We start from the raw sequence: 24,167 nt of genomic DNA, 5'->3' as shown, positions 1-24,167 counted from the left end.
TTACGGGTGCATCCCAATGAAAGCCAAAATACTGGAATGCGATCGCAACCCAAAAGAGCCTTCATCACCAAAATCTGTGTCTATACCTGATGAGGAATTAAAAGCGATCGCGTACAGCATGGATGCTCTAATTCCAGGTTTTTATGCTTGGTTTGGCTCACTTCGTATTCGCATCGGTGGCAGTGAGGCTGAAGAAACCTACCCAGGTACAATACATAGTTTCGCTGGTGTGGCGCTAGTGTTGTCAGGATATCGGATATTCAGTACCTATCAGGGTGACTATGACCCTTGATAAACATACACTTCAGGGTGTTCCCAAGATTACATCCAAAAAGTTTGACGCACTTCTTATGTGCTTAGCTGTTCGCTGTGTGCCATATTGGAAAAACTTAGAATAAGACACATTTACTAAAAGATATTGTTGAGAAAACCAAGGTGGTTAAGGAATATATTGTCAAAGTAGCTTACGTCCTTGAGCCAGATTGGGGATATGGTGATGAAAGAGAGTACGTGCGTGTGTATGTCAAGGCAGAATCCACAGAAGAAGCCATCCGGCTGGTAGATGAAGGCGATCGCGAGTGGGAAGATGAGCTTGATTCTTACGACTGCTACACAGTTGGTTCTATCGAAGATTGGATAGTTTACGAGCGTGATAAACCGACTGACATCTTGAGAAAGTATGCAGCAGGGGAACGGAATTTCATTGGGGTAGACCTGTGTGAGGCAAACCTGGTTAAGTGTAACTTAGCTCAAGCAGACCTGAGTGGGGCAGATCTGAGTGGGGCAGATCTGAGTGGTGCGAATCTGAGTAGAGCTTCCCTGTACGATGTCAATCTATACGGTGCCAATTTAAGTGGAGCAGACTTGAGTGATGCTCAACTCAGTGCTACGGTTCCGGGTGACACGGAGGGAGCAAACCTCAGCGAAGCCGATCTCACCGGAGCAAATTTGAGTGGGGCAGACCTGAGTTGTATCAACTTGAGTGGGGCAGACCTGAGTGAAGCCAACCTACATGGGGCTTATCTGAGTGGAGTCAACTTGAAGGAAGCATTCTTGAATCAGGCAGACTTGAGTCGAGCATACCTGAGTGGGGCACATCTGAGTGAAGCAGACTTAAACGGCGCAAAACTAAGTGGAGCTAATCTCAATGGAGCAGACTTGAGCGGGGCAAATCTTCAGGGAACTTTCTACGACGAGAAGACTGAGTTTCCTGAAGGATTTGACCCTGCCTGGGCGGGGGCACAGTTAGAAGTCAAAGATGATACTAAAACTATGGATCGGTTAGAGGTACTACAAACGCCACGCGAGCGGCTGGATACTATTCTGCTGGCAATTGATACCGCTAAGCAGTTGGGCTGTATGGATGAGGGCATTAAGCAAGCCCTTAAATATCAGGTTCGCAAGATTCTCCTAGAAGATATTATTAAACCTTATTTGCCAAGTGAATGGTCAGTGTCAGACCGTGCTATGTATTTGGGATATAACCCGACACGCGCCCAGCTAGTTGCTATTGGCAAAGAAGCAGCGAGGCTATACCGGGAACAGCACGGCGACGACCCACCGCAGTCACAAGAGGTGGTAGATGGTCAAACTCGCCTGGTCAAGGTTTACTCAGGGAAAGCGATAGACTTGCTCGACACAGCAATTCGCCAGGTAATGGCAAGTTAGCTATTACTTCCGCAAACCCTTTTAGGAAAGCACAACATTTCTTGAGGAGCGATCGCATTTTCTATTTCTCTTGCTCTTACAGGTTCATCAACTAACGAACCTTGAGGGCAAAAAAGCATCAACAAAACTATCAGGTTCACATCCCATTATCATTGCCACCACTGCCTTAGCCGCTAAAAATGCGATCGCATTCCATGTATAGTTACACCTACTGGCAGGCAGTGAATGTCGATGATTCAGGAGGATTGCAACTCGCCCAGATTGGTACAGAATCTCTTGCAGGAGATGAAGTTGCTCAAGAGCAATTGAAAACTCTCTTTGGACAAGAGACTCTATGAACAACCAACAACCAATTAACTACTGCCCTGCATTACGAAAATCAATCATCGTCTGCCGATAAAACTCTGGCATTCCCATGTCAAAATACTGACCTTTAACAAGGTATCCTGTGATGCCTTCCTCCTGTCGCAATCGATCGAGACAAGACGTTAGCTGAAATTCACCTCTCTCGCGAAAATTTTGGCTAATGTGTTCTTCTAGAAAGTCGAAAATCTTAGGCTTTAGCGCATAGATACCGAATAGACCAAGAAATAAATCATCTGCCATTCCTTCCACATGGAGATGCGATCGCGCATATTCAATATCCGGCTTTTCATAAATCTGTGTCACAGAAAGAATTGAGTCTGACTCTTGCCAAAACCCTGTCACGCAACCAACTTTATGAAGTATTGCCTCTGGCATCACACTCAAGCCAACAACGCTCTGACCTACTTGTTCATAAACATCTAGCACTTGACGCGCACAAGAGCTTTCAGTATCAGACGCATAAAGGTGATCGCCAAGCATCAGCAGAAATGGCTCATCCTTCACCCATTCCTTAGCACAGTACACAGCATGACCGTAGCCTTCCTGCTCCTCCTGCGTCAAGATTGTAATTCGATTTCCCAAGTCTTGTAAATATTGGCTGTATTCCTGATTTTCTGGGGATAGCTTTTTGAAAAGTTCTTCGCTTGGTGGAGTCTTAAAAAAGTCCTCAAATAGAGCGCGATCGCCTTTTTGGGCAACAATCCCAATTTCTTCAATTCCCGCACTCATCGCTTCTTCAACAATCACCATAATCACAGGCTTGGCACGACCATCACGGTCAATAATTGGGAATAGCTCTTTTTTAACCCCTTTAGTTGCTGGAAACAGGCGAGTGCCGAAACCTGCGGCTGGAATTACCGCTTTACGAACTTTTTTTTCTGCGTTGATAGTTAGTTTTAAACCTTGCATCTGAGGAAAATCTCGCTCAATAATTTCAATAATTTTTTGTTGATTATCTTCATCTTTTACGATAAATTGTGCTGTACCATCACCTTGTGAACCAACACCTTTACCACCCAGAATATACGGCTGAATCGGTTCATAATTGAGAAGTTCGTGCAGAATAGGCGCGGTTAATTGCGATGGGCAAGCAGGAATTAAATACTTGTCAAATTCAGTCTGTGCCTGTTTCATCAAAACACCAATTTGTTCAGCATCTCCCCGTTGCAGGGCTTTAACAGCTTCCTGTGTCAGTTGAGAACTGACTGAACCGAGATAATGTTGGACATTTTGTTGTACTTCGTTGACGACAAAAGGATAACACTGGTTGAGTTGATTCAGGATTTCCTGCGTATCTTTCCCAGCACCAAGATCGACAATTACAAAAAATAGATTCTTTGGCACACTGAGTTCAGTAACATCAATGCCTTCACCATCAAAGCTCATTAAAATGGGTCGATTACCATAAGCACAAGCCTGATCCATCCGACCACAACGGGAAGGCGTAGTAATTTCCCCTAGGTAAGCCATCTCCATTTCCTCCCGGATGGTCATCTTGAGGTCATACAAGCGATTAAAAGCACGGGCAACGAGAACACAAAGTGCCGCACTGGATGCCAACCCCTTCTTTACAGGTAAGTCAGTTCGGTAATTATCAATCTCAATCCCACCTACGGCATAGTGAATCAGCACTTGATAAGCTACCCCTGCGGCATAACTGAAAAAACCGCCCGTTTCTGCTTGTGCAAGTAAAGCTTCCCTGTCCATCGGTAGCGTGGAGTTTTGATAGGTTCCGTCACTCAGTGAGGCACGAAGAATCAACTGGGAGGGATGAGGCTTCACCTCAGCATAGAGTCCCTGATTGGTGCTAGTAATCAGTGCATAGCCTTTTTCTAATTCAGGATTGACACAGCGATATCCCCCCGCCCAATCACTATGTTCACCAAATAGACAAAGACGACCTGGGACAAAAATTTTCATGAACTTCCCCGACAACTTTTGCACCCTTGGGTACTACACTAGACTTCTCGCAAAATTAAAAAATGTATTAGCTATTGACTGTTGCGCCTGTCACCATAAAGATTAGAACAAATTTAACGGCTAAAACGACCACGTACCAGTAGTAAACCTTCTGCCTTCTGCCTTCTGCCACAACAATGAACGGTCAGCAGTCAACTGTCAACAACTTGAAATTAGCCAAATTTTTATAATGAGCGATTCTCAAACCTGGTACATTGTCAAGCGTCCTGAGGGTCAATGTGAGATTGTACCCAGCGAAGAAACGACAGACAAAGAAGCCCCAGACGTGACGGAACGTTGGGGCCCTTTCAATTCTCAACAAGATGCGATCGCACGTCGAGTCGGATTAATTCGCTCTGGAAAGTGTCAACCCGTCTAAGATTAAGGGTTTCATCTTTAACCCCTACTCGCTACCCAAACTACTACTGTGCTGGAGAGGCAGCCCGCGTATCTTGCCGCTTCGCGATTTCTTGCTTGAGGACATCAAACGCTTTCGCGAATTGAGGGTCTTCCGGGGTACCAACCTTGTCGCGGTTCTGCTGCAGTTCCTTACGCTGGGCTTCCGTCAGTTCTAATACGACATCTGGCGCTATTCCCAACTTATTGATATCACGACCACTCGGTGTGAGGTATTTAGCAATTGTTACGGCAATCCCTGAACCATCTCCCAGTCCACGTACAGATTGCACCAATCCTTTACCAAACGTCTGCGTCCCGACTAATGTCGCTCGTTTATTGTCCTGTAGCGCCCCAGAAAGAATCTCACTAGCACTAGCTGAACCACCATCTACCAGTACAACCATTGGTTTATCGGTCAAGGCACGATTGTTGGCTTCCTGACGGTCATCTACTCCTTGGCGGTTCACCGTCGAGACAATCGAGCCATCGTTGATGAACATCCGTGCAATTTCAATGCTGGAATAAAGTAAGCCACCTGGATTGAGGCGCAAGTCCAAAATGTAGCCAGTCACCTTCTTGGCTTCTAAATCTTTAATTGCATCTCGCATTTCCTCTGCTGCATTCGCGCTAAATTGCGTCAATCGGATGTAGCCAACGTCGCCACTAGGAGTATTCTGAACGTTGTAGCGTACCGGATGAATTTCAATCCGTGCGCGTGTCAGCGGATAATCAATTTCCTGATTACCTCGCTGAATCGTTAATGTTACTGAGGTTCCTTCTTTCCCTCGGATTAACTTGACAGCATCGTTGACATCCATGCCTTCGGTGCTTTTGCCATCAATCTTGGTGATGATGTCCTTAGCCAAGATACCAGCCGCAAACGCTGGTGTATCTTCCATAGGAGAAATCACCATCAGCTTTTTCGTTTCTTCATCTTGAGCAATCTGAATGCCCACACCCGTTAGTTCCCCAGAGGTTTCCACCTGCATATTCTTGAACTCTTCTGGGTCCATGAACCGGGTATAGGGGTCCTCCAGCGTCTTAAGCATTTCCCGGACTGCCGTATAGGCTTCTTCCTTGTTGGCGTAAGAGCGATTGAGATACTCTTCGCGAGTTGCCCGCCAATCTACTTGGTTGAAAGTGGCATCTACATACTGACGGTCAATAATTTGCCAAACTTCATCAACTAGCTCCTTAGGACTTTCGCTAAGGAAAGCTTGACTTTGAGATAAATGAAGGCCAGCGCCCGTAACCGCAACAGTTGTTAGTACTAGTGCTGTCGCACCAAGAACGAGGCCACGTTTTGTAATTACCATAATCCTTTCTGAGCTGGAGGAGAACTGCAAAGGAGTTACGCTCACTCTAACACAGGCAATGCCAGGAAGCGCTAGGCCTAGATCTCTTTCCAGCTAAACTTCTTACAGTCCGGAAAGTGTGTTGTGTTCAGCGACTAGCGCGTTGGGTTTATAGCAGCTCTCAGTTAAATAGCTATTGCTCTTCAAGAGTTCTAGTCAGGAAAACAAAAGAGCTGATCGCTGACCGCTTTGGTGCTATAGCTGTTTTTAGTTCTTGTCATTTTCCGTGGGTTTGGGGTCTAGAGGTGGCTCACAAAGATAGCGGTCGCTTTCCCTCACATTTTGGTTGTTTTCGAGATAGTCCCGTAACCAACTACAGCTTTTGTCTAACAGATCGTCTAGCTCCAAATTCCACACAATCACTGTATCATCCTGACTCGCTGAGGCAAGAAATTTTCCATCGTTGCTCCAGCTAATGCTAGTCACACGCTCCTTATGCCCTTCTAAAGTTTTGATTAACGTGTTATCCAGCCGCCAGAGCTGTATTTCATTGTCCCAACTCGTGGTTGCTAAAATTTGACCTCTAGGACTAAAGCGAACTTTCGCCACACTATCCGTATGCCCTTTCAGGGTTTTAAGTAGCTTTCCATCACGGCTCCAAAGTTTTACTGTGTTGTCATAACTTGCTGAGGCGAGCCTTTGCGAATCCGGTGAAAAATTAACGTCTAAAACCCAGCTACTATGACCATGCAGAGTTTTTAGCAATGTGCCATCAGCGAGCCACAACTTCACGCTGTTGTCATCACTAGCGGAGGCAATTCTCTGACCATCCGCACTGAAACTCACCGAGTTAATCGGCTTGGAAACTACCAGCTTTGCACCATATCTAGACCAACGTAGAAACGGTTTGCGAGAACTGTTGAGTCTTAGGGCAGTTGCTTCCTCTTCGGCACCACGATGGCTCTCTAACGTCTTAATCAACGTTCCATCACGATTCCACAGTTTCACGGTTCCATCCCGGCTAGTAGAGACAAGCTGCTCTCCATCAGGACTAAAGCTGACATCCAACACCCAGTCAGTGTGCCCAGTTAACGTTTTAATTAATCCTCCACGACGGTTCCATAGCTTTACCGTTTTATCCCGACTTGCCGAAACAATGAGTTGACCATCCGGGCTAAAAGCGACGCTATCGACGCTATCTGTATGCCCCTTCAACGTATTGATCAACTTACCCGTGCGAGTCCAGATTTTCACGGTTTTGTCCTTGCTGGCCGTGACAATTAACTCACTATTCGGTGAAAACGTCACCTCTTCAACATCATCTTGATGTCCTCGTAAAATTAAGCGAGAGGGGTGGCGACGACCCCAAAGCTTGATCGTTTTGTCTAAGCTAGCTGAAGCCAGTAGAGGTTGAGGCGGTGAGGTGGTGAAAAGCCTACCTCCCTGTCCCTCTTGCCGACTCAGGACAGTGGGATTGAAGCTAACCGCCGTGACGCTATCACTATGTCCCAAAAACGTCTTGAGTAAAGTGCCATCCTGACTCCAGAGATTCAAGGTATTGTCAGCACTCGCTGAAGCTAGGAGTTGACCATCGGCACTAAACGCTACTCCCAACACCCATTTCTGATGCTTGGAAAATGTTTTGAGTAGCTTACCACTACGGCTCCAGATCTTAACCGTTTTATCATCACTGGCGGAGGCAATTCTCTGACCGTCAGGACTAAACACCACGCAGTTAACCTTGCCCTCGTGTCCTTTCAACGTTTGCAGCAACGTCCCCTTTAGTGTCCACAATCGGATTGTCCGGTCGGCGCTGGCAGACGCGACAATTTCACCATCAGGGCTAAAGCTGACTGACTGCACGGCATCTGTGTGTCCCTGAAAGGTTCTAATTAACTTGCCGCCAACAGTCCAAAGTCGAATTGTGCGATCGATCCCGACAGAAGCAATCTGTTCTCCATCGGGACTGAAGCTAACGCTGTACACATTACCAAGATGACCTCGAAGTGTTTTTACGACTTTGCCATTGCGCCGCCAAAGCTTTACCGTGCCATCCCAGCTAGCTGAAGCAATTAGCTTACTGTCAGGGCTAAACGCTACATGAGTGACGCTACCTTGATGACCCCTTAGGGTAGTAACCAAGCTCCCATTCGGGTTCCATAGTTTCACGGTTTGGTCGTCGCTAGCCGAGGCAATCAACTGTCCATTTGGGGAAAAGCTAATGTGTGAGATAACATCACTATGCCCTTCCAAGCGATTACGCTCAGCCGTTGAATAAATCGCCTGTGAAAGCGCTGTCACCACCTGTAGTTGGGTATCGGGTTCTACTTGTGGAGACGAGAGATTGTCGGTTTCTAGTGTCTTGAGTCGTCTGGCGGCTCTTAAAGCCTCAATCAGTGCATCAAACGGCTTATTTGCTAAAAATAGGGCTTCTGATGAGGCAACAAGTGCATTTAGCTGAGCATTAATTAAAAGCGTTCCTGCTAGTCTTCTTTGTACCTCAGCACGCCATCCCAATCCCCCGGCACTAACAGCAAGGACTGTCATTGTCGCACCAATCGCGATCGCTCGCTGTCGCTGCTTACGAACTCGCAACAGTTCAATCTCATTACTTCTTAGTTGTGCCAAAAAGCGAGATTGATTACGCTGGTAATAGTTATACCGAATCGGTTCAACGAGATAATCGTGAACCAATTGATAACGGTCTTGTAGCGCTTCCGGGATGCGGAACACCAAGCCTGAACCGACTAAAATCTTTAAAATCAAGTCGAGTGTGTCTGTTTTCCAGTGGGCTGAAATGTTACTGACCGTTGACCACTGACTATTAACCAACTCAGGTAGCGTTTTCAACGGGCGAATCCCTCGTTCATTAGTCAAAGCAAATAAGACTTGCCACACAATATCTTCGTTTTCTGAGCCACAATCGCTGATGACGTTTAAAAGCGATCGCTCTACCAAAACAGCTTTTGGGTCAGCGCCAAGGGCATAGTATTGGGCAGTGGTTGTAATCTTTTCCGCTTGTAACTGAGCGCCCACGACTTGCAATTCAATCAGACGAACTCCTCCGGAACGTTCTGCTAAATCTTGAACCAGTGCTTCAATCAGTGAGTCTTCTAACTTAAATTGAGACACTGTTGCCAGTGTGCGAATCACGTTTTTCGTATCTTCCGGGGAAATATCTCCCAAGGGATAACGAAGCTGTCGCTCCAAAATGTTGTTGTTGATGGCGTTGAGATTACAGTACTGTTCACACTCCAACAAATAATGCAGATAATCTTCTCGTAGTGACAAAATGACTTTCACAAAAGGAAGATTCAGACATTGCGCCAAAAAATCATAAAACTGACGCCGCTGGGCTAAATCAGTACACGCAAAGAAAAATTCTTCAAACTGGTCAAAAATTAGAACGGTTAATAAATTGCGTTCATAAGATAGCTGCAACTGCTCAAGAATCGTGGGAATGTCTGAAGGGGTGAAGGTTGGTACGTCATAAACGTTGGCTTTGCCAAACGGATAGGGAAGGCTTGAGGCTTGGGAGGATTCGTTTGAACTTTCTATTCTGCTAACTTGCCAACTGTTTAATTTTTGGGTAAGTAGTCGTCCTAACTCCCCTACCCAATCTCTATACACTTTTTGCACAACTGGCATGGTTGCTCTAGTACCGATGATTCGTGCTTCTAGAGCAGGTACCAAACCTGCATTGAGCAGCGAACTTTTACCAACGCCGGAGGAACCGTGAATGATCGTTAGCTTGTGGTCATTACGACTGAGACGTTCAATTAGGCGATTGACATCGATCTGCCGCCCTGCTGCTGCGATTTCTGGGGGGGAGAGTCTTCTCCCTTGCCGTCCCGGCTGCAAGGAGGTAGCACCGAGGAAGGGACAAAGACCATACTGTTGTTCAATCAAGCGCTGCTCTTGCTTGAGTTCAAACGCTCGTAGATATTGCTGTTGCTCAAGATAAAGCGATCGCAATTCCTGCAAGATATCAATGTAGAGCTGTAGTTGTCGCTGTTGAGAGTGGGGTGGTGACTTAATCGCTTGTTCCAGGGACGTAACAGCCGCGATTGGCTCACCCAACTGCCGCTGTGCTTTTGCCACAATCAACAGAAAAAAGGCTCGATAGTGATCGACACCTTGCAACACCACTTCACTACTACTTTGCGATCTCCCTTTAGACGGTACCGGAAGCAATCGCTTCTCTAAGCTTTGCTCTGTTAAAACAACGGAAGCCCAGGCTTGTGCGTCAACCGAGAGTTGCTGAGGTTCTGACGATTGAGAGGGGTCAAGAATATCGATAGCACTAGTGGCTAAGGCTTGTGCATCCTCCCACATTGACTCGACTAACGCCACAAGTGCCAAAAAACCATACGATTGAGCCAGTCGCACAGGATTGTTTTGAATTTGAGGCTGCGCTAGAGCCTGTAGCGCCAGAGCTTGTAGAGCTGTCCAGTTTTGTAGGTATCGGAACACCTCCCCCAGTTGAATGGTTAACTGAGCGACTATATCTAACCGCCCAGCTACGGCAAACACGTCTATTGCTGACTGAATCGATTCCCTAGCCTGCTCCCAGTTTCTACAACTTTCGGCTGGTTGCAACTCGGCTTGGCGGCAATAACACAAGCTGATGTGATGGAGCAGTACTCCGATACGCTCTAGTATTTTTTGGTTTTGAATGTTTGATTTTGAATTGGGCTGAGTTTGCCGACAATCGATTTGTTCAGTCGAGAAATTCTTTCCTCTTTTCAGTTCTTGCTGCCAAAAGCCTAGACTCTGCTGATACTGTTCTAATGCCAGAGCAATTTGATCATGGTCAAAAGCCTCTCGTCCCAAAATAAATTGCCAGGTAGCGCGTAATTCTGGTTCTAGGCTGATATCACGGACGTACAAATCCCGCAGTGCTGACTCCAGTTCCTGGCGTCGGCGGCAGCTTGGTGCCAAATCAAGAGCATTGTTGGGTAGAAACTCCCCGAAATCGCTGCCTAAAATCGCGGCAAAGAGATCATCGGCGGCTTGATGCCACAACGCAAACAACTGGTTTGTCGGGAGTTCAAACTTAATCGAGGTAGCAGCCCAACTCTTAAAATCCGGGGCAAACCGTGTGAGCTTTTGCAGTACGTCATCGGTTATCCATAGCACCAAGGGAAATGTCAGATGTTTACGAAACTCATCCCGCTCTTGGTTTGTCGAAACCAGTACGTGATCAATATCTGTTACCGACTCTAGGTCGAATAGGACTAAGGCGGATGGCTGTTCATCGTTAAGGACGGCGAGGATATTAATCAACAGGGTTTTGAGCGACTTTGGTAGAACTAACTCACGCATCGGTGCAGTTGTCAGTTCTTGTAGTCTCTGCCACATCTGCGTTGAGCAGACTTGGTAGTTACAGCGCACCAAAATCAGAGCAAAATGCCCCTGTGAGAGACTAATCGCACGAGATAGGGTTCCTAGCGATCGCTCATTTGATGCGACTATCTCTTCTGGTCGAGCTTGCTCCCTCATTCAACAAATGCTTTGACTGGTACTGGTACACAATTGCCAATTCGTCTAGGTGTATTTCTCTGGTCAGAGTAAAATCGAAAACTTTTGTTGAGCAGATATTGGACGTTTCCAGCAAAAATGTGGGCACTTAGCTATTGCTCAAAATTGACTTCTCTACACTGGCTCAGCTTTGAGTTGGGTATTCTGAGCCTTTAGCACCCATTAGTCATTTGGCTTTTCGATCAAACAGCTTCTGAATACACTTACCTCCTAAGTGTAGTAATTGTTCACTGACGATTTTTACCTAACGTCCTCAGTTTCTTGGCTAGACTACTCAAAAAATCCCCGAAAACACCAGAAATCGTATTCCTTTGATGAGTAACACGAGCCTAGATGAAATGTAACAGCCAAACCTAGCAATTTGGCATCCGTGATTTTGCGGATATTTGAGTTTGCCTACAAGTTAAAAATCACAATAATTACACTATCAGTGATTTGCCGGACAGTGTCAGTGACTAAAAATTAAGAAATCTAGTGATCATACAAGAAGATGAATGTGACAAAATATTCACTAACTAGTGATACTCGTCACTGCCTAAAGGTGGCTGGCAAGAAGGCAACGCTGATAAATCGTTGATTTTGCTACAACTTGCAGTAGGGTAGACACGGCTAGCCCTGTGTCTTGTTTAAGGCGCGTAGGTGGTAGGTTTTAGGGGAAAATCTAGAGCAAGACTTGGAAAGCTTGGGACTTCGGGAAAATTCTAACTCCAAGACTCGCCGCTCACCCTAGACAAACGCCACCTAAAACCTGCCAGTTTGACAGGGGTAGGTAGACACTACCTACCCGACTGAATCCTTGCTGTTGGCACGGCAGTTGAGTGCTGGACTTCTACGAAACGGAACTTTTATTAGTTACTGCACTCAAAGAACGAAACCGTTCTGTTTCTACCAAGGCTGGGTTGATCCCAAACCAGCGACCCAACTCATCCCGGTATTCATAGACAAACCCACTGCGTAGCAGAACTTGGTACTCCCTTTCACCTTTGACAACCTGCTGATGCACCACTTGGGACAGCAACTCCCATTCTTCATCGTCCACGCCCAGTGTGAGGTCATCACGGTTGCTTTTGATGACACTCTCCAGGCATCGGCGTGATAGGGGAGGATCTTCCTGTTGTAGGCAGCTATAGAGCAGCCCCAATAAGTTGCGGACATGACCCCCGCTAATACGACATAGACGGTTAAGGGTTGCCAGACTGTCAAAAACCTTGGGAATCAAACTCAGCCGCGCCTGAGCATCAACATCGGGAAAGGCTCGTGCCAGTACCAGTTGTTGCAACAGAGTTATTCCTTTGGGAGAGTCTCGACCATCTCGGAGCTGTATCGGCACCATCGGCAAGACTTTCGGGGCTACCCCACCCCCTAAGCGATTTTTTAGGGTTTCATATTCATTGGAGAACATCAAATCCAAGGGTAAGGTGTAAACAACGTGGCAGTTCAATCGCCGCAACTGAGAACCACGGTCGATGAAGAGGTACTCTGGTTGCGATCGCCCAGAGGGCATCGGGCGATTATCAACTCGGTCAAGATTATCAATAATCACCACCAAGCCTTTCTTGCCGCGTCCCTTGAGTTCTTCAATCCCTCGCCCTAGAATTTCTTCATTGATCGCACTCAAAATACCTTGAGTTCGGGGTTCTAGGTGCTGCCTGAGTTGTTCGCGCAGTTGAGGGCTGTCTTTGGTTTTAGCTGTAATTTTGCCAATACCGAGCGAGAGTTCGGCTTCAGCAGACAAATCAATCGGGGTTTGGAAAAAGTCTTTGATGTCGTTGAATAATCTCGCAAAATACTGGGGTCGAAGGTGGATACCAATCGCTTCCAAGCTTTCGCTCACTGACTTGGCGATGCTGAGCAAAATATCGCTGATATCAACATCCGCCATGTCCAAGTCTTGAGAAGACTCAAAATAAACGACATGAAATTGCTGCTGCTCCAACTGAGCTTTGAGTCGAAACAGCTCGGTAGACTTTCCACAACCAATGTGTCCGGTAAATAGCTGACAGGTCGGCTCATCTGGAGAAAGACGAGTGATGGTTCGTCCTAGGGCTTCGATAATCCTACCGCCCCGCACGGAGGAAAAATCGATATAGTACTGACGATCATCAGGATTCCCTACAATTAAAGTCTTTGCAGGGTTACACGCTTTGAAAAATGTTAGTAGATGCAAGTCCATTCTTACTACTTTACAGGTGTCTTTCCTGATCACCTGTCGCATTTGGATGTAAGACTTTATAGTGTCTCTACCCTCCCTAACGCAAGGGAAAGACAGCCCTCACCCAGGTCGGATTGACCAAGCCCCTCTGGGCTAAGGAGTAGGGAGTCGGGAAAAGACACCCCCTTGCGGAAGACTTTTGTCGTTGAACCTTGACGGGTTTCCTGTCAATAAACAACCGCGAACAGTTAACCACAGGCATTTGGGAAATTTCTGAAGGTTCAGAAAAGCTCTAGTGAATTAGAGCCGATAGCGGCAATAATTGGCATACTTATAGCGTCGGGAAAAGGAGTGGTTCAATGAAAAAGTATCGTGAGCTAAGTGGATACGGGAGTACGGCTAAAGGGGTTCTACCCAGCAGCCCGTTACTCTTCCTTCGTTAAGCAGTTCAACAAACACATTACATTCACTTATGTTCTTTCTTGATTGAGCGGTAGTAGATGGCAAACATCGCATCAGTCTCTCAAACCCAATTAACCACCCGACGCAAAAAGCTACGACGTGAGCGCCGGGTTAAATCATTTCAAGCACTTTGGCGATCGCTGTTTGTCGGTGGGATGGCAACCAGTTTGGTCTGGGCGATTACTTTACCCGAATGGGTGATTCGTCAACCGGAACAAATTGTGATCGAGGGCAATCATTTTCTTTCCGCCCAAGCGATTCGTTCGCTATTGCCCTTGTCGTATCCGCAATCTTTACTAAAAGTCCAACCCCAAGCGATCGCCAACTCATTGGAATCTCAAGCCCCCATTGCGGAAGCAACAGTCAGTCGGCAACTGGTACCACCTGGACTAACAATTCAAGTGAAAGAGCGTAAGCCAGTGGCGATTGCCCAAGCCGCCGCGTCAAAAAACGCCAAAAGTTCCCACTCCAATCAGCCAGGAGGATTACTGGATGAAGAGGGTGTCTTGATGCCCGAAAGTAGCTATCAGTCAAACTCTGCCAACGTAGAGTTGCCTACGCTGAAGGTTATTGGCTCTAGCGATCAGTATCGTCCCTATTGGTCAGAAGTTTACCAAGCCGTAAGCCACTCACCCGTCAAAGTTTTCGAGATAGATTGGCAAGATCCAGCTAATTTAATCCTGAAAACCGAATTGGGAAACGTTCACTTTGGTCCTTACAGTTCCAGATTTAGTGAGCAACTGGGTATTTTGGATCGGATGCGAGAATTACCAACTCGTGTAAGCCCCAGCAAAATCGCCTACATTAACCTCAAAAATCCAGACTTTCCGGCAATTCAAATGACAAAAGAAAATGTCTCTGTTCAATCGGACGCTGATTAAGATTAAAAAAAGAGTGTTACAAAGGTGCATTCAAGTCTATTGTTAAATTCTTACCAGCGATGTTTGACAACTAGCCTCTGGAACCCCATTCGGCAGTTCAACAAGCATTCGTTGGTTTTTCAATCGACTTACCCTATAGTTGACTCAGATTGCTACCTATAACTGATAAAGTTGTATATCGACCCTAACCTATTGCAATGACGCTTAATAGTAAACTAGGGCTTGACCATCAAAGCTCTCGTATCACATCCGCCGCTGATCTTTCAATTGAAGTGGACAATAGCCATCCCTTCAGCAATTCCGGACTACAGTTCGGCCACAAGCATGATTCCAAGGGAATCCCCAGGGAAGAAATGAGGAGTGACAATATCGTGCCAGGTAGTGTTGCCAAAATTAAAGTTATTGGTGTTGGCGGCGGTGGGGGCAATGCAGTCAACCGCATGATTGAAAGTGAGGTGGCTGGGGTAGAGTTCTGGTCGATCAATACAGATGCTCAGGCACTGGCTCAAGCGTCTGCTCCCAAGCGGTTACAAATGGGGCAGAAATTGACACGAGGGCTTGGTGCAGGTGGTAATCCAGCGATTGGTCAGAAAGCCGCCGAAGAATCCCGCGATGAAATTGCTCATGCTCTAGAAAATACTGACCTCGTTTTCATTACGGCTGGCATGGGAGGCGGTACAGGTACAGGTGCTGCCCCAATTGTTGCTGAAGTGGCAAAGGAAATGGGTTCCCTAACGGTTGGTGTTGTCACCCGCCCGTTTACCTTTGAGGGACGTCGCCGGACTTCTCAAGCCGAGGAGGGCATTGCCGCTTTGCAAAGCCGGGTGGATACTCTGATCGTGATTCCCAACAACAAATTGCTGTCGGTAATTTCAGAACAGACACCCGTTCAGGAAGCTTTTCGGGTTGCCGATGATATCTTGCGCCAAGGGGTGCAAGGAATCTCCGATATTATTACGATTCCGGGTCTAGTTAACGTTGATTTTGCCGATGTCCGTGCTGTAATGGCGGATGCGGGTTCAGCGTTAATGGGGATCGGTGTTGGTTCTGGAAAGTCGCGTGCCAGAGAAGCCGCGATGGCAGCAATTTCCTCTCCTCTACTTGAGTCCTCAATTGAAGGAGCAAGAGGTGTTGTCTTTAATATCACAGGTGGCAGCGATCTCACGCTCCACGAAGTTAATGCAGCCGCAGAAACCGTTTATGAGGTGGTTGATCCCAACGCCAATATTATTTTTGGTGCTGTGATTGATGAAAAACTTCAAGGTGAGATCAGAATCACGGTGATTGCTACCGGATTTAGTGGAGAAAGCCCGACTGTACCAGTGGCAAGAGAAATTCCCTATCAGCAACGGCGACCGATTACACCAATCCCAAATCCACCTTCACCGCAAAAGATGGACCCCGGCAGTAGACCTGGATTGGATATTCCGGAATTCCTGCAACGGCGCCGTTTCCCTAAGCCCTAGAGGAAGTCAAGAGAAGGAAAGCTTGAAGTGAAAGCGTCTTGATACGTTTCACTTATTCAAGACATTTCCTTTCATCAGTGATTTGGCTGGGAATTCGGTCTGAAGCTTTATCCTGCAACCAGATTCTGTTGGCTGGAGGCAAAATATTAACGCGGCTGAAGAGTGAGCGATCTTAGAGCCTAGCTGATCTACAGTGCAAAGCACTCAAAACTGCCTGCACTAGCCGAGCAAAATGCGATCGCAAGCTGACAATGCCGTAGGCTGATACCAGAGCAAATTGAGAACATCACTGGTAGGTATCCTTGTTCCTCATTTGCTTCAACACTAATTTAAAATATTTATTTTTCTTAAGATGATAGCGGATACAAAGTTGCAATCAGAGATATCACTTACTTCTCAACAATCAGGAGAAGCACTTGGAACAGTGCAGCAGGAAAACTTCTCCTCCAATACTCCAGTGACTTCAACCAATCTGCAACAACAGGACATAACTTGGTATACGACTCGCTCCCGCGTCCCTGTTGCTTTAACGATTGCGGGTTCAGATAGTGGTGGCGGCGCAGGGATTCAGGCAGATTTAAAGACATTCGCAATTCACTGTATTCATGGCACAAGCGCCCTAACCTGTGTGACAGCCCAAAATACTCAAGGCGTGACACGGGTTGATGCTCTACCTGTAGCATCGGTAGTTGCCCAAATCGCGGCGGTAGTTGGTGATATCGGTGTCCAAGCCACAAAAACTGGGATGTTACTCAACCAAGAAATTATTGAGGCTGTTGCCTCACAAGTAAAGGAGCAAGGGCTAAATAACTTGGTAGTAGACCCAGTGATGGTGTCCCGTACTGGTGCCCAACTTATTGATGACCAGGCTATAGAGTCCTTGCGGGATGCTTTAATACCATTGGCGACAATTGTGACGCCTAACCGTTACGAAGCGCAAATTCTAAGTGGTTTGGAACTTCATACCCTAGACGATATGCAATCTTCGGCTCAACGCATTCACCAATTGGGGGCAAAAGCCGTTTTGGTAAAAGGAGGAGCAATGACGGGCAATCTTCATGGTGTGGATGTCTGGTTTGATGGTCAAACTTTATTGACTCTTTATACAGAGTCGGTAGAGACATCAAATACTCATGGAACGGGTTGTACCTTGAGTAGTGCGATCGCAGCAAATTTAGCACTTGGCAAAGACCCGTTATCTGCCGTGCGGTTGGCGAAGGATTATGTAACAACTGCATTAAAGTACGCTCTTGACATCGGTCAGGGGACAGGTCCTGTTGGACACTTTTTTCCACTATTACCTGCCGATACCCTAAATTTGAATGTCGGTGCGAGTAAGGTTGAATAGGCAAGCAAATTTCACCAAAAAAATGCTGCATTTGAAGTCAAACTTCAACTATCCTTGCCTTACAGACGTTTTGCTGTACTCATAACCTCTATTTCCCTGATTAAGCCCTTTATGCAAAACCCGTCAACCGATCGCTACGTGCCGCCAACACCATCAAACGCCTATTGTCCGTCAGTTCCAATTTCTGTTTATCGGGAACTAGCGGCTGAGTTACAAACAGCACAGGCAAAGCTGGATTCTCTCACATCACAAAACCAGCACCTAGTCAAACAAAATCAACAACTGCGACAAGAAGTTGAAAAAGTTGTTCAGTCAGCCCAACACCTCCAGCAGATTGTCTCAACATTTGGACAGGCGAATCAGGGTGATGTGCCTCGTCCGATGCCACCCTCGTCACCGCATCGACCGACTGCTAGTGTTCCCAATGTTGAATTTCCTTCTTCTGTCCAAAACTCTGAACCGGATTTCGGTCCCTACAAGGAGACGGTGGTGATTGAACAAGAAGAACCTCGTCCTCGTCGCACATCCCACTCCGAAGGACTCTCTGATATCAACGGCTGGTTTTTAGTGGTAGCCATCTTAGGAATTGTCTTGACAGCCTTTGGCGCTGGCTTTTGGGTGGTGCGACCATTGTTAAACAACAGCAATCGTTAAGCCGTAGTGTCAGTTAGGTGATGATGGGTTAATCCCAGGTTTCACAATGGCTGCTATTGATGTCAAAACAGGCGTGTATTTACCGCCCTATTCGCTTCAAAACGCCTACAGTATTGGCTCGAACCCCTCCCCTCTCTGGATGGGGAAGCTGCTCTTCAAAAGCCTCTAGAATGCCCTTTAGGTCACGTTGGCACTCGTTTAACGAAGGACTGCGCTAGTGCGGACAATTGGCTAAATGCAATCATCAACTCGGATTGAGCTAAAGATTGGTCGAAATCGCCTGAACCGGACAAGTAGGAATACACTGTTCACAAACGATACAACGCGATCGCGTAAAGTTTAGTTTGAAGTCTTTAGGATTGAGCGTGAGCGCTTCTGTAGGACAGACTCCAGTACATAAGCCACAATCGACACAACTCTCTTCATTGATAAGAATCTCACGACCAACTAGAGAAACATTAATGTCTTGCGATCGCATCCACTCAATCGCCGCATCTAACTCATCAATATCCCCTAGTAGTTCCACCACTAGCGTACCGATTTGATTCGGAGCAACTTGGGCACGGATAATATTGGCTGCCACATTAAAATCTTTTGCCAGTCGGTATGTCACTGGCATCTGAACCGTGCGTTTGGGAAAAGTTAGGGTTACCCGTTTTTTCATCGTCTTGTTAGAGTGTTTTTGTAAAAGTTAACAAATTATAAGTTTGGTTAAGCATGGCGGCAAATTTACCTGACTCGGCAGCGACTTCTCCCCAGAAGTCTGGAACGACTAACGGCACTCGCATCAGAAATTTCTTAATTGCACTAGTTGCGATCGCGCTGAGTGTTGTCCTTTTCCTGGCATTACAAACAAAAACAGGTGCTACCTCCCTCGACACACAAGCAGAAGAAGCGACACCACTGGAAATTGCCTTAAGCAATGGCAAGCCAACGTTGCTGGAATTCTATGCTAACTGGTGTACCAGTTGTCAGGCGATGGCGAAGGATTTGGGTGAACTGAAACAGCAATACGCTGAGTCTGTCAACTTTGTGATGCTGAATGTCGATAACAGCAAGTGGTTACCAGAAGTCCTCAACTACCGGGTGGATGGGATTCCTCATTTTGTGTTTTTAGGTCAAGACGGAAAAGCGATCGCGCAGGCAATTGGTGAACAACCTCGTCCCGTAATGCAGGCAAACTTAGACGCTTTGGTAGCTTCTCTCCCTCTCCCTTATACCCAAGGTAGCGGACAGGTTTCTAGTTTTGAAGCCCCTGTGTCAACACCACAAGCTCAAGATGATCCACGTAGCCATGGTACTCAGGTAAAGCAGTAATGTCGTTGTTGGTTGTTGGTTTTTGGTTTTTGGTTGTTAAGCTTCTTGTGAATCCACAATAATGGAATTACTTGTACTTGGGAGCGGTGCCGATGACTCCAGCAATCTCTGAACAAGTCCGGTGGACGATCGCTGATTTAGAAGGTTTCCCCGATAACGGCAATCGTTACGAGATTATTGATGGAGAGCTATTTGTGACCCGTGCCCCACACTTAGATCATCAGGATGTTGCTGGCTTGCTCTACGCAGAATTATTGCATTGGTCAATCCAAAGCAGGCTAGGTAAACCGTATATGGCACCAGGCATCATTTTTGGTGAGAACACTTACTTTGGCATTGAGAGGGTCAACAATCCAATATTCAGGAATATCCAGGACGCTGTATTCTGCCCGTTTAGCGCCATAGTCAGTGCTTTTGGTTGATTCGCTGACAACTTCAACGACAAGTAGGGGTGGGGCTTCGTTTAATCCAGCTTACGCCTTCAGGAGACGACGAGCGATGAAGGTAGCACTTAGGAGTGTGAAACCTGCGATCGCATGTTGTTCAGGGACAGACTCAGATTTAGACTCAACCTCACTACCAGGGAATAAAGATTTATCAATTTTAAACGCGATCGTGTACTGACCTTTTACCTTGTCCTGCAAAAAAATACTCTGAAAAGTCTGCTAGTTTCTAGAGTTATTCATCCCACACCTAAAAAAGTGGGCTTTCTTGCCCGAATTCTGTAAAAATAGGTGCCGTGATGCTTCCATCATCTCAGGAGCCATATTTGTGACACTGCCCCCTAATCGCCGTCCCCCCAGCCAAGCAATAATTATCCTCTTATATATTGCTGGCATTGCTTTGGTTGTTACTGCCATTATTCTGGTGCTGAGAGGGACAGGTGTTCTCAAGCAAATTCCGGAATACCTCATTTGGGCGATCGTTCTATTTACAATTGGTGCAGGTATCCTGGGGGGCATCAGAAGTCTGAGGCGGTGGTAATGTTAAGTGCCTCAAGTGTTTGATTATTTATTGGGTATCAGCCTGTGACTCCATCTCCTCCGTCTGAAACTTTAATTGTTACTTACGTTTTTGCCGTTACTGTTGCCGTTACTGTTGTTGTCTATTTACTTAGAGGCTTTGGTGTTCTGACGTTTCTTCCCGGGGCCGTACTTTGGGTATTGATTTTGCTCTCAATTGCTACAGGTCTTGTTTACGGCGTTCAGAAAACACGACGCTATTGAGTGATTTGGAAGCTCTGACGCTGCGAAATTACTTTTATTCCCTCTATATTCAGAAGCTCTGTTAGAAGTTTGATTCCCTATTCTTCTAATTTGAAACTGGTACAGTTAATAATAAAAGTTTGAGCAAACTTATGTACTACTGTTGAGGGCTAATTCCGAAAATTTACTGGTGATGAGTGGTTATCTTTGAGCGTTTATTGGAAATGTACCCTTGGCTATGGCGAGTACATGATACAGTAAACCGGAAAAGCCCTTCTACAAAGGGTTGAACTACCCTCTGCCTCCAATTTTGTTAGTCAATCAGTGTCTCCCTTACTTTTCTCTCGCACTATTCATGTTGTAGCGCCCAGAAGAAAGACTGTGCTCAAACAACCATTGCTTATTTCCTGGTGAATTATTAAGCCAATGTTTAATCATATCAGCCCATTTTACCGGGATTTGTAACTGCTTCCAAGCTTCATAAGATTCCACAGAAAGGCTCCAATAAAGCTCCGGATTTGAAAGGAGTTTTTCAATACAGTCTGATAAAGCGATTGGGTTAGCCGATGAGAAAATCATTGCACTCACACCATTTTTTAAATTGTCTAGAAACATCGGGTGATCTGAAGCAATGATTGGAGTTCTCGCGCAAAGCGCATGAGTAATAGCTAGGGGAAAACCTTCTGGATATTCATGCCGACTAGGAACTAAAACGATATCCGCTTCTCTCATCAATGGTAATACGCTACTATTAGGTACCAATCCCAAGAAATCTACATAATCCTCAATTTTTAACTGCTTTGCTTTATTGAGAAAGTAGTCTTTCTCATCTCGACCCGCTATCTTTAACCTTACTGGGAAGTTCTTTACTTTTAACCGAGCTAACGCTTCTAAGGCATCACCAACACCCTTAGCTTCTATCATTGAACCGATATAAAAAAGTTCCCAACTCTTTCCGCAATCGGGAAGTTTTTTAGGAGAGAACGAGTCCGGTGTATCAGTAGCAATGAAATCCCAAGGAATTATTTTATCGGGTTTAACTCCTATTTTCTGGAATAAGATGGCTGAATTAACGCCATAAGCGCCAACCCATTCTATCTGCTTATTGTTTAATAAATTTGTTAGTAAGAAATTGCGTAACTTGCTTCTTAAACCTCTTCTTGAGACTGATTCTGCAAACGTCGCTATTGTCGGGATTTTATTGTTTATTGCCCACCGAAAAACTTCTCGGATCGGTGTTCGCATAATTAAATGAGTTGGCTTTTGTTCTTCAATCAATTTTATTAATTTATTGACTTGAATATCTTTATCAAACCCAGCTCCAATGGCACGTACCCCATTGTGGAGAACCTCATTGTAAGGTTCTTTTGTCATACAACAAAGAACTGTAACTTCCTCTGTTGTTTCTCTCATTTCAGCAACGGTGTCAACCGAATATCTTTGAGCATAATAGGTTTCGCTGCCTCCTGCCGCTAAACGCTGAGCTGCTTCACGATAATCGCCAGCATATTGCACAAACAATAAACGCATCAGTTTATCTCACTACATGAGCTTTAGGAATGTAATCCAGGTTTACTGAGCTAAAACTATGAAATTCTTTGATTGATGCTACGACTCGTTCTTGATCAATTTCAGTTAAATCATTGTAGAACGGGAGACGAAGTAAGCGATCGCTTATATCCTCAGTTACCATGCAATCTCTTTCCTTCCCTCCAAACCCACGTCCCATCTGCGATATGTGCAATGGCAGATAGTGAAAAGCACTGGAGATTCCCTCAGCCTTCAAATGAGAAATCAAGGCTTGACGTTCCTCTAGCGAGGGCATCAGCAGGTAGAACATATGATACGCCTGTTCACAGTGGGCGGGTACAATCGGAAGCCGGATGCCATGCTCCTGTGCCCAGTCTTGAAGATGTTTGTAGTAATACTCCCATACCTGTCGTCGTTTCGATTGAATCTGTTCGCGAGCTTCTAGCTGAGCATACAAAAATGCGGCAAGCATATCTGATGAAAGATAGCTTGAACCAACATCTACCCAGGTATATTTATCGACTAAACCACGGAAAAATCGGCTACGGTTAGTCCCTTTCTCTCGGATAATCTCAGCCCGTTCGATATACTGAGGGTCATTAATAAGTAGTGCGCCGCCCTCTCCACAGATAAAGTTCTTGGTGTCGTGAAAGCTTTGAACCGCTAAACAACCAAATGTCCCTAAATATTTACCGTCATACTTCGCGAACAACCCATGAGCATTGTCCTCAATAACCGCTACTCCATGACGCTGAGCAATCTTTAAAATTGCTTCCATTTCGCACCCAACACCCGCGTAATGTACAGGAATAATCGCTTTAGTACGAGGTGTGATGAGTTTTTCTAGCTGGGTTTCATCCAAATTGAGTGTATCTGGACGAATGTCGATAAAAATTGGGTGTGCGCCGCGTAGCACGAAAGAATTGATGGTTGAGACGAAGGTGAACGAGGGAACAATAACTTCATCTCCTGGTTGAATATCCAACAACAACGCCGCCATTTCTAAAGCATCGGTACAAGAAGTCGTCAGCAGCGCCTTTTGAACTCCAAGTGTCTGTTCTAGTAATGCATGACACTTCTTTGTAAAAGAACCATCACCACTCAGATGCATGTTCTCAATGGTCTGTCGGATATATTCAAGTTCTTTTCCGACAACAAAGGGACGACAAAAGGGAATGGAAGACAAAGAAATTTTTTGCTCTAACATGAGATTGCACCTAAAAGATGTTGAGTGGCTAGAAGCGCCCTCACTTGTCAATGCTGTACAGCCCAAAATTCACTGTAACTTAGCTAATATTTGATTGTCATTTAGCTGAATTCTGTGGCTTTACCTACTGTTCTGCCACACCATCAACTTCAATGGCTATAGAGCTTTTCAAAAGTTAAGTTTTAAAACAACACAATGAGTTTATATCAAATTCTTGCTGATCACAATTGATAGTAATTTTAAATCTCAATATACAAGAACTTTCCTTAAAAGTGCAACTTTTAATAGAAACAATACAAAAATGGTAGATACATTAACTATTGTCAACCTATCTTGACAAAAGCTTGAAACTGGCGATAAAGATACATACTATTCAGAGTAAACCTTTTTGAAACCAAGTTTTCACAAGTAATATGTGCTAAAAAAGCTTTAATAAACAGTCTTGTAGTTGATATCCGTTTTAGCTAAACATATCAAACTTGAATGGATGAAAACCAATAAAGAAAGTACTAGTTGGATAAGAGCTGCCTTTGTATTAATGTATTCTTAACTAAAATTTAATAATCAGCGTCTGCTGGGCAGTGCTGGTGGGAAAAAGTTCATACCACTGAAACGACCTTACTTCAGGGTGTGTTAGTAGATTGAACGAACTCAATAACTATGTGTATGCACGGTGCTGGGAAGGAAGACTTTAGCGCAGAATAGAAATTATTAGTC

Annotated in this window: 19 protein-coding genes and 1 pseudogene; 11 read left to right on the top strand and 9 right to left on the bottom strand. The window is 45.6% G+C overall.

Going from position 1 to position 24,167, the window contains the following annotated elements:
* Window positions 1–16: 16 nt before the first annotated feature.
* The 3 genes from AC5JL3_RS00495 to AC5JL3_RS00485 all read left to right on the top strand — a co-directional run bounded on the left by AC5JL3_RS00495 (window position 17) and on the right by AC5JL3_RS00485 (window position 2,006).
* Window positions 17–292, top strand: a complete 276-nt coding sequence (locus AC5JL3_RS00495) for a hypothetical protein (protein WP_496072618.1) — start codon at window positions 17–19, stop codon at window positions 290–292.
* A gap of 143 nt (window positions 293–435) precedes the next feature.
* Window positions 436–1,668, top strand: a complete 1,233-nt coding sequence (locus AC5JL3_RS00490) for a pentapeptide repeat-containing protein (protein ID WP_496072617.1) — start codon at window positions 436–438, stop codon at window positions 1,666–1,668.
* 179 nt (window positions 1,669–1,847) lie between these two features.
* Complete coding sequence (locus AC5JL3_RS00485) at window positions 1,848–2,006, top strand: hypothetical protein (protein WP_496072616.1); 159 nt, start codon at window positions 1,848–1,850, stop codon at window positions 2,004–2,006.
* A 19-nt stretch (window positions 2,007–2,025) separates the two neighbouring features.
* Here the strand turns inward: AC5JL3_RS00485 and AC5JL3_RS00480 are convergent, their stop codons facing one another.
* A complete protein-coding gene (locus AC5JL3_RS00480; RefSeq protein WP_496072615.1) occupies window positions 2,026–3,954 on the bottom strand; it encodes a sugar phosphate nucleotidyltransferase in 1,929 nt (642 codons plus the stop codon).
* A gap of 229 nt (window positions 3,955–4,183) precedes the next feature.
* Here AC5JL3_RS00480 and AC5JL3_RS00475 point away from each other — a divergent pair, with 229 nt between their 5' ends.
* Entirely contained in the window at window positions 4,184–4,372 is a 189-nt protein-coding gene (locus tag AC5JL3_RS00475) for a DDE transposase family protein (RefSeq protein ID WP_192218346.1), read from the top strand.
* 43 nt (window positions 4,373–4,415) lie between these two features.
* Here AC5JL3_RS00475 and ctpC read toward each other — a convergent pair whose 3' ends face one another.
* The 3 genes from ctpC to AC5JL3_RS00460 all read right to left on the bottom strand — a co-directional run bounded on the left by ctpC (window position 4,416) and on the right by AC5JL3_RS00460 (window position 13,401).
* On the bottom strand, window positions 4,416–5,708 hold the full coding sequence (gene ctpC / locus AC5JL3_RS00470; RefSeq protein ID WP_496072614.1) for a carboxyl-terminal processing protease CtpC: 1,293 nt from the start codon (window positions 5,706–5,708) through the stop codon (window positions 4,416–4,418).
* A gap of 246 nt (window positions 5,709–5,954) precedes the next feature.
* On the bottom strand, window positions 5,955–11,189 hold the full coding sequence (locus AC5JL3_RS00465) for a WD40 repeat domain-containing protein (protein WP_496072613.1): 5,235 nt from the start codon (window positions 11,187–11,189) through the stop codon (window positions 5,955–5,957).
* Window positions 11,190–12,057: 868 nt separating this feature from the next.
* Window positions 12,058–13,401: a P-loop NTPase fold protein gene (locus AC5JL3_RS00460; protein ID WP_496072612.1), complete on the bottom strand. Its 1,344-nt coding sequence runs from the start codon at window positions 13,399–13,401 to the stop codon at window positions 12,058–12,060.
* Between the two features lie 479 nt (window positions 13,402–13,880).
* On the opposite strand from AC5JL3_RS00460, the gene AC5JL3_RS00455 reads away from it, so the two are divergent.
* The 4 genes from AC5JL3_RS00455 (at window position 13,881) to AC5JL3_RS00440 (ending at window position 18,191) form a co-directional block, all read left to right on the top strand.
* On the top strand, window positions 13,881–14,723 hold the full coding sequence (locus AC5JL3_RS00455) for a cell division protein FtsQ/DivIB (protein WP_496072611.1): 843 nt from the start codon (window positions 13,881–13,883) through the stop codon (window positions 14,721–14,723).
* Between the two features lie 197 nt (window positions 14,724–14,920).
* Window positions 14,921–16,189, top strand: a complete 1,269-nt coding sequence (ftsZ, locus tag AC5JL3_RS00450) for a cell division protein FtsZ (RefSeq protein WP_496072610.1) — start codon at window positions 14,921–14,923, stop codon at window positions 16,187–16,189.
* Window positions 16,190–16,541: 352 nt separating this feature from the next.
* Window positions 16,542–17,537: a bifunctional hydroxymethylpyrimidine kinase/phosphomethylpyrimidine kinase gene (gene thiD / locus AC5JL3_RS00445; protein ID WP_496072609.1), complete on the top strand. Its 996-nt coding sequence runs from the start codon at window positions 16,542–16,544 to the stop codon at window positions 17,535–17,537.
* A gap of 111 nt (window positions 17,538–17,648) precedes the next feature.
* Window positions 17,649–18,191, top strand: a complete 543-nt coding sequence (locus AC5JL3_RS00440; protein ID WP_496072608.1) for a bZIP transcription factor — start codon at window positions 17,649–17,651, stop codon at window positions 18,189–18,191.
* 259 nt (window positions 18,192–18,450) lie between these two features.
* On the opposite strand, the gene AC5JL3_RS00435 is transcribed toward AC5JL3_RS00440, so the two are convergent.
* Window positions 18,451–18,855 carry an NIL domain-containing protein gene (locus AC5JL3_RS00435; protein WP_496072607.1) on the bottom strand — a complete coding sequence of 135 codons (405 nt, stop codon included), beginning with the start codon at window positions 18,853–18,855 and terminating at the stop codon, window positions 18,451–18,453.
* Between the two features lie 53 nt (window positions 18,856–18,908).
* Here AC5JL3_RS00435 and AC5JL3_RS00430 point away from each other — a divergent pair, with 53 nt between their 5' ends.
* Entirely contained in the window at window positions 18,909–19,508 is a 600-nt protein-coding gene (locus tag AC5JL3_RS00430) for a thioredoxin family protein (RefSeq protein ID WP_496072606.1), read from the top strand.
* A gap of 278 nt (window positions 19,509–19,786) precedes the next feature.
* On the opposite strand, the pseudogene AC5JL3_RS00425 reads toward AC5JL3_RS00430, so the two are convergent.
* Together AC5JL3_RS00425 and AC5JL3_RS00420 are read right to left on the bottom strand one after the other, a co-directional pair.
* Window positions 19,787–19,909 (bottom strand): annotated as a pseudogene (locus AC5JL3_RS00425) (Uma2 family endonuclease); the annotation flags it as partial.
* Between the two features lie 72 nt (window positions 19,910–19,981).
* Complete coding sequence (locus AC5JL3_RS00420) at window positions 19,982–20,152, bottom strand: hypothetical protein (RefSeq protein WP_496072605.1); 171 nt, start codon at window positions 20,150–20,152, stop codon at window positions 19,982–19,984.
* A gap of 127 nt (window positions 20,153–20,279) precedes the next feature.
* On the opposite strand from AC5JL3_RS00420, the gene AC5JL3_RS00415 reads away from it, so the two are divergent.
* Together AC5JL3_RS00415 and AC5JL3_RS00410 are read left to right on the top strand one after the other, a co-directional pair.
* Window positions 20,280–20,492: a hypothetical protein gene (locus tag AC5JL3_RS00415; protein WP_313929820.1), complete on the top strand. Its 213-nt coding sequence runs from the start codon at window positions 20,280–20,282 to the stop codon at window positions 20,490–20,492.
* Between the two features lie 44 nt (window positions 20,493–20,536).
* On the top strand, window positions 20,537–20,734 hold the full coding sequence (locus tag AC5JL3_RS00410) for a hypothetical protein (protein ID WP_192218362.1): 198 nt from the start codon (window positions 20,537–20,539) through the stop codon (window positions 20,732–20,734).
* Between the two features lie 312 nt (window positions 20,735–21,046).
* On the opposite strand, the gene AC5JL3_RS00405 is transcribed toward AC5JL3_RS00410, so the two are convergent.
* The gene (locus AC5JL3_RS00405) at window positions 21,047–22,243 is read right to left on the bottom strand and encodes a glycosyltransferase family 4 protein (protein ID WP_496072604.1); all 1,197 of its coding nucleotides are present in this window, start codon (window positions 22,241–22,243) and stop codon (window positions 21,047–21,049) included.
* A gap of 4 nt (window positions 22,244–22,247) precedes the next feature.
* Complete coding sequence (rffA, locus tag AC5JL3_RS00400; protein WP_496072603.1) at window positions 22,248–23,450, bottom strand: dTDP-4-amino-4,6-dideoxygalactose transaminase; 1,203 nt, start codon at window positions 23,448–23,450, stop codon at window positions 22,248–22,250.
* Between the last annotated feature and the right edge of the window lie 717 nt (window positions 23,451–24,167).

The sequence above is a fragment of the Symplocastrum torsivum genome (genome assembly GCF_059505465.1).
The sequence above is the reverse complement of the archived record's forward strand: the minus strand, read 5'-3'. Positions and strand labels throughout refer to the sequence as shown.

Excerpts from the sequence above, each read along its gene's own strand:
- AC5JL3_RS00465 (WP_496072613.1), bottom strand. The coding sequence starts at position 11,189 with ATGAGGGAGCAAGCTCGACCAGAAGAGATAGTCGCATCAAATGAGCGA.
- ctpC (WP_496072614.1), bottom strand. The coding sequence starts at position 5,708 with ATGGTAATTACAAAACGTGGCCTCGTTCTTGGTGCGACAGCACTAGTA.
- AC5JL3_RS00485 (WP_496072616.1), top strand. The coding sequence starts at position 1,848 with ATGCGATCGCATTCCATGTATAGTTACACCTACTGGCAGGCAGTGAAT.
- thiD (WP_496072609.1), top strand. The coding sequence starts at position 16,542 with ATGATAGCGGATACAAAGTTGCAATCAGAGATATCACTTACTTCTCAA.
- AC5JL3_RS00455 (WP_496072611.1), top strand. The coding sequence starts at position 13,881 with ATGGCAAACATCGCATCAGTCTCTCAAACCCAATTAACCACCCGACGC.
- ftsZ (WP_496072610.1), top strand. The coding sequence starts at position 14,921 with ATGACGCTTAATAGTAAACTAGGGCTTGACCATCAAAGCTCTCGTATC.
- AC5JL3_RS00475 (WP_192218346.1), top strand. The coding sequence starts at position 4,184 with ATGAGCGATTCTCAAACCTGGTACATTGTCAAGCGTCCTGAGGGTCAA.
- AC5JL3_RS00495 (WP_496072618.1), top strand. The coding sequence starts at position 17 with ATGAAAGCCAAAATACTGGAATGCGATCGCAACCCAAAAGAGCCTTCA.
- AC5JL3_RS00435 (WP_496072607.1), bottom strand. The coding sequence starts at position 18,855 with ATGAAAAAACGGGTAACCCTAACTTTTCCCAAACGCACGGTTCAGATG.
- AC5JL3_RS00405 (WP_496072604.1), bottom strand. The coding sequence starts at position 22,243 with ATGCGTTTATTGTTTGTGCAATATGCTGGCGATTATCGTGAAGCAGCT.
- AC5JL3_RS00430 (WP_496072606.1), top strand. The coding sequence starts at position 18,909 with ATGGCGGCAAATTTACCTGACTCGGCAGCGACTTCTCCCCAGAAGTCT.
- AC5JL3_RS00480 (WP_496072615.1), bottom strand. The coding sequence starts at position 3,954 with ATGAAAATTTTTGTCCCAGGTCGTCTTTGTCTATTTGGTGAACATAGT.
- AC5JL3_RS00460 (WP_496072612.1), bottom strand. The coding sequence starts at position 13,401 with ATGGACTTGCATCTACTAACATTTTTCAAAGCGTGTAACCCTGCAAAG.
- AC5JL3_RS00440 (WP_496072608.1), top strand. The coding sequence starts at position 17,649 with ATGCAAAACCCGTCAACCGATCGCTACGTGCCGCCAACACCATCAAAC.
- rffA (WP_496072603.1), bottom strand. The coding sequence starts at position 23,450 with ATGTTAGAGCAAAAAATTTCTTTGTCTTCCATTCCCTTTTGTCGTCCC.